Source organism: Acinetobacter stercoris, assembly GCF_900323515.1.
Taxonomy (GTDB): Bacteria; Pseudomonadota; Gammaproteobacteria; order Pseudomonadales; family Moraxellaceae; genus Acinetobacter; species Acinetobacter stercoris.
This window is the reverse complement of sequence record NZ_OOGT01000167.1, coordinates 1-9,179: the sequence shown is the minus strand read 5'-3', so window position 1 is coordinate 9,179 and position 9,179 is coordinate 1. Positions and strand designations below refer to the sequence as shown.

Annotated in this window: 8 protein-coding genes and 1 pseudogene; all 9 read left to right on the top strand. The window is 38.0% G+C overall.

Annotated elements, in window-relative coordinates:
• The first annotated feature begins 148 nt into the window (after positions 1-148).
• Positions 149-2,128 carry a hypothetical protein gene (locus KPC_RS14925; RefSeq protein ID WP_121975158.1) on the top strand — a complete coding sequence of 660 codons (1,980 nt, stop codon included), beginning with the start codon at positions 149-151 and terminating at the stop codon, positions 2,126-2,128.
• 9 nt (positions 2,129-2,137) lie between these two features.
• A complete protein-coding gene (locus KPC_RS14920) occupies positions 2,138-3,751 on the top strand; it encodes a hypothetical protein (protein WP_121975157.1) in 1,614 nt (537 codons plus the stop codon).
• Between the two features lie 48 nt (positions 3,752-3,799).
• On the top strand, positions 3,800-5,071 hold the full coding sequence (locus tag KPC_RS14915; protein ID WP_121975156.1) for a hypothetical protein: 1,272 nt from the start codon (positions 3,800-3,802) through the stop codon (positions 5,069-5,071).
• Complete coding sequence (locus KPC_RS14910) at positions 5,068-5,370, top strand: hypothetical protein (RefSeq protein ID WP_121975155.1); 303 nt, start codon at positions 5,068-5,070, stop codon at positions 5,368-5,370. The genes KPC_RS14915 and KPC_RS14910 overlap by 4 nt, the downstream gene beginning before the upstream one ends.
• Positions 5,367-5,762 (top strand): hypothetical protein, encoded by a 396-nt coding sequence (locus KPC_RS14905; RefSeq protein ID WP_121975154.1) that lies wholly within the window; start codon positions 5,367-5,369, stop codon positions 5,760-5,762. The genes KPC_RS14910 and KPC_RS14905 overlap by 4 nt, the downstream gene beginning before the upstream one ends.
• A 24-nt stretch (positions 5,763-5,786) precedes the next feature.
• Positions 5,787-7,607 (top strand): hypothetical protein, encoded by a 1,821-nt coding sequence (locus tag KPC_RS14900; RefSeq protein WP_121975153.1) that lies wholly within the window; start codon positions 5,787-5,789, stop codon positions 7,605-7,607.
• A complete protein-coding gene (locus KPC_RS14895; RefSeq protein ID WP_121975152.1) occupies positions 7,600-7,830 on the top strand; it encodes a hypothetical protein in 231 nt (76 codons plus the stop codon). Before KPC_RS14900 ends, KPC_RS14895 begins: the two co-directional genes overlap by 8 nt.
• Before the next feature lie 65 nt (positions 7,831-7,895).
• Positions 7,896-8,297, top strand: a complete 402-nt coding sequence (locus KPC_RS14890; RefSeq protein ID WP_121975151.1) for a hypothetical protein — start codon at positions 7,896-7,898, stop codon at positions 8,295-8,297.
• A gap of 318 nt (positions 8,298-8,615) precedes the next feature.
• Positions 8,616-9,104: pseudogene (locus KPC_RS14885) on the top strand (NlpC/P60 family protein); the annotation flags it as partial.
• Positions 9,105-9,179: the final 75 nt, after the last annotated feature.

The following is a 9,179-nucleotide window of genomic DNA, read 5'->3' as shown; positions in this document are numbered from 1 at the left end:
AGTTATTCAATTTCATAATTACTATCTATTTAATTACATTTAAATGTTGTTAAAACCAACAAATAAATAATTTTAATTTTTCATCATTACGACCCAACTTACAGATCAAACCCACTCAACCGAGTGGGTTTTTTATTGGAGTAAAGAAATGCCAATTGAAACAAATAATCTGGTTTTATATAAATCAGAACGATTAGCAGATACAGAAGACGGCGGGGGAAAATATTCTGGTCAAGTCATCATTGATGGTCAAAGTAATAACCTGTTTGATGATATTTCAGAAATGGATCGCACTATGGGTGATGTGTCCATGCGTAAAATATTTCCGGCGGTCACGACAAATGATACTGATAAACTGATGGGTGCTACTGTTTTTATATCGCAAAATCCAAAAGACCCCAATGTATCAGCACTTTTATTTAGTACAAAAGACTGGAACGACCAGCGTAAAAGCGCACAAAACCGAGTAGAAAACTATTTGGCCAAAGGTGGCCAGATTTCTGGAATTCCTTTAGATACCCATTGGCAAGGGATGAAGACCATTCAAGTCTGCTTATTTACTTCGGAAACTGAATGCTCGGTAGGCGATACCATTGTTTTAGTCTCGAATGAGGGTAAAGCCCTACAACATGAACAGTATGTTCGGATTACCAAAGCCGAAACTCGAATTGCTAAAATCATTATTGATGGTAAAGAGTTTGAATACAAACTTGCAACGTATTCGATCAATGACCCTTTAGATATAGATTATGTCGGGCTATCCGTTAAGCAATGGTATAACAACGAAAAATCAACCACGATTATCCGCGAATCGATCGTTGCAGATACAGGCGAATATTGTGCATCAGTGAGCATTGTTGATGATGTCAATGTGGGTGAATATAGCATCAAGGCATCCAGTATTTTTGCACAACTGGTGCCATCTGCGCAGGCAGAAACGGCGATATTAGACTCTAAGGCAGTGGGGGAAGGCTCTGCGTATATCGCAGGGAATAATGGAGCAATAACCGTTAGTGCATACACTTTAATAAGGCCAGACCTAAAGTATTGCTTAGGTTCTGGTGTAATGCCAAATTCATTGACGTTTAATCTAATTAGCCAATCATTTAAAGATCAAAATGGGCTTTTAATATCATCATCTGGTACGTCAATAGGTACAATTGATTATCAGCGCGGAATAATACAATGGACTGTCGATTACTCAAATGCAGGTTCATATAGTTTTTATATTAATTTTCAACCTGCTACGAATTCAAATTTATCTTTGCATTCTGACTCTATTCTCGTAAGTCAAAATAATCAAAGCGCTAACTGGACAGGTGTATTTGTACCTATTCCTGCACCAGGTACAACAACCATTTCGTATATGTCACAAGGAAAATTTTATGATCTTAAAGACAACGGAAATGGCCAGTTAAAAGGTTCTAGTGCTTCAATAGGTGCAGGCAGTATCAATTATGAAACCGGTACATGGATGATAACGACAGGTGCACTGCCTGATGTGGACTCATCCATCCTGATGTATTGGGGTACACCCATTACCACATTTGTGCGTTCCAATTTAACTGTTGAAAGCCCTGCATTTGAGTTTAACTTGGGACAGCAAGCGATTGCAGCTAGTAGTGTCGAGATTAAATGGTTACTCGATGGAGTGAGTAAAACTGCGAAAAGTAATGCCAGTGGCAAGTTTACAGGTGATGCAACGGGCACGATCAATTATGCCAAAGGCACTGGCCGTATTGTTCCAAGCTTGCTCCCCCAAAAAGGTACAGTATTCACCATCACTTACAGCTTTGGCGAAGCTAAAGAACAGCAGATAGAGCATGTGAATCCTGATACATCAAATTTGATCAGATTCACGATTGGCACAGGTGCAGCACTACAACCGAATAGTATCGAACTTACGGTACCCGTGAGTGATTTCGAATCGCAATATACTGGAAGTGTGGTTTTAACTGATGTGCCACTGAGTAGTGATATAGGCAATCTGATTGATCGAGTTGGGAACGTTCAAGGAAAAATCAATTATCTAACCGGTCAAGTCGAAGCTACGCCTTTCATGGATAAAGTGGTTTATAAGCGAATTTATACTGTTAGTGAATATGTCATATACAGTGCATCAATGTGAGGTTAAGCCATGTCTGAATTTATACCTCTAAACTCTGAAATCAAAAGCATCACATCCCAATTAAAAGTATTTAATGAAACAACAGTTCAGGTTAAATACCGTGATACTGCAGATATTAATGCAGGTACGTCTACTATCAGCGCTGATACGCTGAGTTTTGATTTAACAAACGGATATACAGAGCAAATTTTAACGGGGTCTGTACGCTTTAAACTGGGGACGGAAACCTTTATTGATCGTACTGGAACCCTGTATAAAAATATTGATCCACTCACCAATAGTGGCACCAGTGCAGGTTCTATTTTTTACGGTACGGGTAATGTGCAAATAACTTCATGGAAAGCCAATACTTCAAGCACCGTGACTCTGGAATCCTTAACGACCACAACTGACATTCAACCGATTAATCATGTCAGTTTTAGAGTTCCGGTTATTCCTGTGCGTCCAGGTTCTTTAACCGTTGTTTTGGCAACATTGGAATATGGCCAACTGACTTTAAGAGCCGATGATAAAGGTTATATTGAATCAACGTATGCACATGGCAAGATCAATTATGATATGGGCTTTGTGGATATTTATTTCTATAAAAAGACAGAAATTACCGAGGCGAACAGATCAGAGATTGAATCCAAAGAATGGTATTTATCAGAACTTGAAATTATGGATGGTACTAAAACTTTTATCAATGTTCCGGTTTGGGTATCGCCTGAATCCGTTCGTTATAACGCCATATCTTATAGCTATATTCCATTAGACAGTGAAATTTTAGGCTTATCCGCTACACGATTACCGATCAATGGTCAGGTACCAATATTTCGTATAGGTGACATTGGGATTATCAGCTCGAGTCAATCAATGCAACTACCTGACTGTATTGCAGGACAAAGTTATGAATTGCCTGATCAACGGATTTCATGGTGTGAGCTTGAGGATTGTGCAGGGGCTAAAGTGAATACGAGTATGTACGTGGTTGATTATGATTATGGCATCGTGACTTTAAGTGGTGATTTTGCCCTTAATAATCTTGAAGCGCCGTTAATTGTTCGCTACCGCTATCAGGATATGGGCTTAATTCGTGATGTGCAGATCAATGGTCAAATTTCATTAACTAAACCTGTTACGCATAATTATCAGGCAGAAGATTCAATCGTGGGCTCAGCACTGGTCATTGGTGATATGCAAGCGCGTTATACCTATAAGTTTGTGCAACAAACATGGAATAGTGTTTGGGCTAATGAAGCCTCAGGCAGTGCAATATCAGCTAATTATAACGATGCCTTGTATCCGATTATCGTCACGAATAATGGTGCAATTCAGGAACGTTGGGCCATCGTATTTACGGATACAACTTATAAAATTATTGGTGAAACCTCTGGGCAAATCGCAACAGGTTCAATCAATAGTGATATTGCACCGATCAATCCTGTGACTGGTGTCCCTTATTTTGTGATTAAAAAAGAGGGATGGGGCAGTGGTTGGGTGAACGGCAACGTTCTGCGTTTTAATACGATTGCTGCAACATATCCAGTGTGGTGTATTCGCACGGTAAAACAAAGTGAGCCGACAACTTTATCAGATCAATTTCAGATCATGTTACGGGGTGATATTGATCGGGTTATTTAAATAAATGAAAGGGCTGCATATGCAGCCCTTATTTTTGGGGAAATGAAAATGCCATCTGATGTAGAAGTACAATTTTTTAGTCATTTGAACGGGTTAAAACTGGATAATAATTGGGGAGATTTAATCCGCTTATTGGATACATGTTTGGTTAACGGATTACCTTTAACAGTTTCAGATACTGCTATTGATGAACAAGGTGATATTTATCTAACAACAAGTACAGCGCACAATTGTTTGTTATTTCAAATTATTGAGTTATCAGGTTTTGAACCCGAAGATATAAACGGTAAATACCGAATTAAAGGCATACCAGCAACGAATCAGTTAATTTTAAAAGCCGAACATCTTGGTCAATCCATATATACGATTGGAGAGACGAAACTAGCATCACTGGGTTATGAAATTATTTTTCGTGATACTGCGGATGTAAAGCGAGTATATAGGGCGAAAAATCCTAAAGAAAACCATCCTTATATTCGTGTAGATGAATCAATTTCAAGTGATACGGGTTCATATACATCGACTTATGCAAAGTTTGCGATGGTAGGTTTACTCGAAAATATGACTCATATTGATGATTATAATAATCCTGATGTATTACAGTTGCCTTTTGATCCTACAAACCCCGCAAAAAACTGGATAATTAATGGTACAGGGACAGCGGTTGTAAGGGGTTGGTCAAGGTGGTACTGGGCTAGAGGTACAGGTACTGTTACAGATCCTGCAATGGATTCAGCAACACCAACAACAGGAGGGCGGGCTTTTACTTTAATTGGTGATATTGATGCTTTTTATTTGGTCAGAAATGTAGATGCTACAAAAACAAACGGTTTAAAATCTATTTTATGTTGCGGTTTATATCACTCAGTATTAAAAAACGATGTTATTCCAAATTGGTTTTTAGGGACGATACTTACAAGCAATACTGTATCAGTAAATTTTAATTTAACTTCCAGCATAGACGGGAGTTTACCGTTAGCATATACCAATAATACTTCAAAATTATATGTGTGTAATTTTAATGAAATAACTCGCATATCAAATCATATTCTGTGCGATTTGTTAGTTCCAGATTATGGTTCTGGTTATTCTGGTATTTATGGAGCGAATAATATTGCTGCATTAGAAATACCATTAGCTGATACAAATAAATATTTACGTGGAACGTTGAAACATATTTACTATAATGGCAAAGCCCTAAATATAAAGAATATCACTCCATATCTAGCCGATAAATCTATGTATATTGCAGATGGTATTTATATAAATGGGGCAGGTAATGTAGGAAGCCCAATTTTTTATTTAGGAGAAATTGAATGAAACCCGTTTCTAGGAAAGCATTACATTCTTCTAATCTATTACAAGATGTTGCGCTAGATTCAAAGAACACGTTGGTAAGTATCAAAGGTTTTGTTAAAAGGTTGGGTGAAAATTGTAGAGATGCTTTGGTTATTTTATTTAATAAATCTAATTTTCAACCTATTTTAGTGGTATGCCCTGATAATGAAGGTCAATATAGTTTTTTAAGGTTAAACACGGCTATAACGTGTTTTGTAGTGGCTTTTGATCGAACTCGACAGTATAACGCTGTGATTCAGGATAATGTGGTGCCAAAATGAGTATATTACTAAGTCCTGAAGCCAAGATTGAACAATTGAAAGCTTTAGCAAATTTTATAGATCAAGGTAGCAAAAATGCTACCTTTGTTTTTTATAGCAGTACAAAACCTGAAAACACCTCTATATCCGCTGATAATAGTGCTCTGATTGTATCACTTGATTTACCCAAGCCTTGCGTAAAGGCATATCAGGACAATCAGATTGAGCTTTATCCGAGTGAATCAGGACTAGTCTTAAAAACGGCAATACCTGTTTGGGCGAGACTCTATAACGGCGAAAATAAAGCGGTTGCTGATCTTGCAGTGGGTACTGATATAACACTATCGGATTCAAAATTGGTCTTGGGCGGAACACTTCACCTGGATTCAATCATGATTAAAATGACTGAATAAAGCGTTTATGTGGAGTTTAATTAAATGAATGAATTAGATCCCCACAATATCCTATTAAACTTTGAAAAAGCCAGTACTGGCGAAACGATCTTAAATTTTGGGGCAAATGATCAACCATCCGAGCCAATTCAATTTCACGGCGTTATTGAGGGTGAATGTCGTTTAAATCATGTCAGTGAAATTAACGCTGTTTTTGATCTTAATTTCTTGCTCGGTGTTTCACTACATAGTGAATTTATACATGAACATAGCTATGCAATAGAAAAACATTGTGATGTTATAGAAACGAAACCCAAAGTTATCAATCGTTTATTTGAAATTTATGCGCTTACGGCAGGTTCTGTCGAAAATTCAGTGGCTTTGATTTATGAACATGCCCAAGTTATTGGGATAAATCTGGATGTTGTTTTTGAAAAGGCGAGGTCAGTTAATCATGATTCACTCGTTCCTTTTCAGGAAAATCATAAGTTATTTAATCTATGTCATTTTAATTTTGATAATACATTTAAACATCAAACGGGCTTGATTCTGGATTGGCAAGAAAGAATTCGCATAAGACAAAATGACAGCTTTAAATATGATGTGGCTCTAAATCTAAGTGATGAGTTTAATTTTCCTTTTGATCGGGCATTACCAGCGAGAATAAGCAAGCCAATCATCTGGCATAAAGCAAAAGCGATTTACTATCGAAAAAGTAAAATTCCGCCGTGGCCAAAACCCAAACAGCCTGAATACCAAGGCTCAACTATTCTTAATTTTATAGAGCCAATCGGTGACATTGATCCTTTTAATATCATTCTTAACTTTGGTTCTAGCAAAGTTACACCCGAGTTATATTCTAAAAAATGGTGGTATATCGTGAATGACATATCAGTAAGCCGAATAGACAACGGCGAGAAAATACTTGTTTATGAGGGGAGTTATAATACAGATCGAAGCCGTTGGTGCTGGTCATATAGTTTAACAGTTCCAGCTTCGGAAATATCAAAGCTCGAACCGGTTGATAACCAGCCTGTAGTTTTAAAAATCATGGTGAATGGCAATGAACATCATATGTTGCTTGAAAATCGTAGTCGTTCCCAAAAATTCGCATCAGTAACCTACCAACTCAGCGGTCGTAGTATTACCGCTTTACTCGATGCACCATATGCAGCTACACGCTCATTTACCCAGGAAAATGAAAGGACTTCTGTTCAACTGGTACAAGCTGAGTTAGAACGTATCAATCGATCTATAGAGCTTAAATGGCAACTGATCGATGACCTTGGCTGGATACTGCCGACTGACAGTTTGAGTTATTCAAATTTAACGCCAATCGCTGCGATTAAACTGATTTGTGAAGCTGGTGGTGGTTTTATCTATAGCGCAAAAGCAGGGCAATCAATAGCAATCAGACCACGTTATAAAAAGACTTTTTGGAATGTGCTTGATGTGCAGGATTATGATGTTTTGATTCCTGAAAGTATCGTGACTGATCTTTCAACGGATTATGAGCTTTATCCTGATTATAATGGCATAACCTTAACCAATGATCGGACAGGACTGACAGCTCAAATCAAACGTCGTGATACTGCTGGTAATGTGCTGTATGAAACAGCCAATAATCCACTTTTTGAAACAGCATCGATGCAGGGCTACGCAATTTCTCAGTTGGCCAAAGCCGGTATGGTCGAAACACATAGTTTGGCCATGCCATTAACTCCGGAAATTGGGGAATGTGCTCCTGGTGATGTATTGGGGTTTAACGGCGAATGGTGGGGCATTATCGAGAGTGTCAATGTCAGTTTTACTTATGCCGTTGTCAGTCAAACGCTCAAAGTCGAGAGGGTAATTCAGCATGTCTAATGCACTAGCAAGGCTCATTGATCTATTGCCTAAAGATGCAGAGTTTGTAGGAACCATTACCAGTGCAGATCATCCGAACTATAAGGTTTTAGTGGTTGATGGTTCTGGTTTGGTGATGTGTAGCAGTAATACCAGATACACTGTTGGCAATCGGGTTTTTATCTCGGGTAGTGAAATCAAAAGACTGGCTTTAGAGGGTCCAGTGATTGAATTGGAAATATAAATGTTTTCGGAAGAAATAGGCATCCAAAAGGATGCTTTTTTTATGAGCAAATTTGGGGAAATAAGATGACAGAGCCTGTAACTACAACGGCTGCGACCGTATCTGCAAGTGGAGGTGCAAAAGTGATTGGAATTAGCTTCTTAGCGATCGTTGCACTATCCGTCTTTTGTGCTGTTTTGATTGTTCTCATGATGATTCAGACACCAAGAACACCTAAAGAATGGGCGATCGGGATTATTACAACGATCGTATTTAGTCTTGGCTTAGGTGCTACAGCAATTCGGTATTTTGAATTAACCCATTGGATAACGGACTGGTTCGGCATAGTCGGACTGGCTTTTATCATTTTCATGTGTGGATTACCAGGCTGGTTTATTGTCAGACTGATTTTTAATTTCATGTTGAAGCGGAAGAACTCTAATGTTTTGGACGTGATCAAGGAGATCAAAACATTAAAGAAAAAATAATAAGCTCCTTAAAACAAAACCCCAAAAGTTACAGCTTTCGGGGTTTTTTTACGACTAATTACTAGGGGAAGTAATTACTTATGCATAAGCATACATCAAAGTCTAAATTAAAGGTAGATGGAAAAATGAGCGAAATGAGCGAACAAGGTGCAGATCGTGCAGGTTTAATACAATCGCTTGCATTACTCATTTTAGCAATTGGTATTTCAATTGCACTTATCATTTGGGCAGTAAATTAAACATCATTCAATTTTAAACCGACTAATTAAAACATAGTCGGTTTTTTTATGAGGTATAGAAATGTCAAATCAAAAACCAGAACTAGCTTGGATGGTTGAAGCTTATAAACATAATGGACTGAAAGAGAACACCAGTAAAACCACACATAACCCGACTATACTTGGATGGTTAAAAGAACTAAAAGCATGGTGGTCAGAGGATGAGACGCCGTGGTGTGGGGTATTTGTGGCGATTTGTTTAAAACGTGCGGGGGTAGAGTACCCAAAGCTTTATATGCGTGCACTTGAATATCGTGATACCGCTAAAAAGCTTTCAAAACCTGCCTATGGTTGTGTGGCCATAAAAACACGTACAGGTGGTGGCCATGTGTTTTTTGTGGTGGGTAAAACAACTACAGGTAAGATCGTAGGCTACGGCGGTAATCAAAATAACTCCGTATGCTATGCGACATTTGAGCCAAGTGAGCTGGAATATTATTGGTATGGTAAAACCAATCGTCCTGCTGATATTAGATATGTTTTACCTGTGATAAAGAGTGTGAGTGCGACGAAAGTGTGTGAATCATAACATTTTGAATTTTTAAATAATCATATTTAAAAATGTGGGGAAATTTAATTTCTCCGCATTTTTATTGTCATAGTT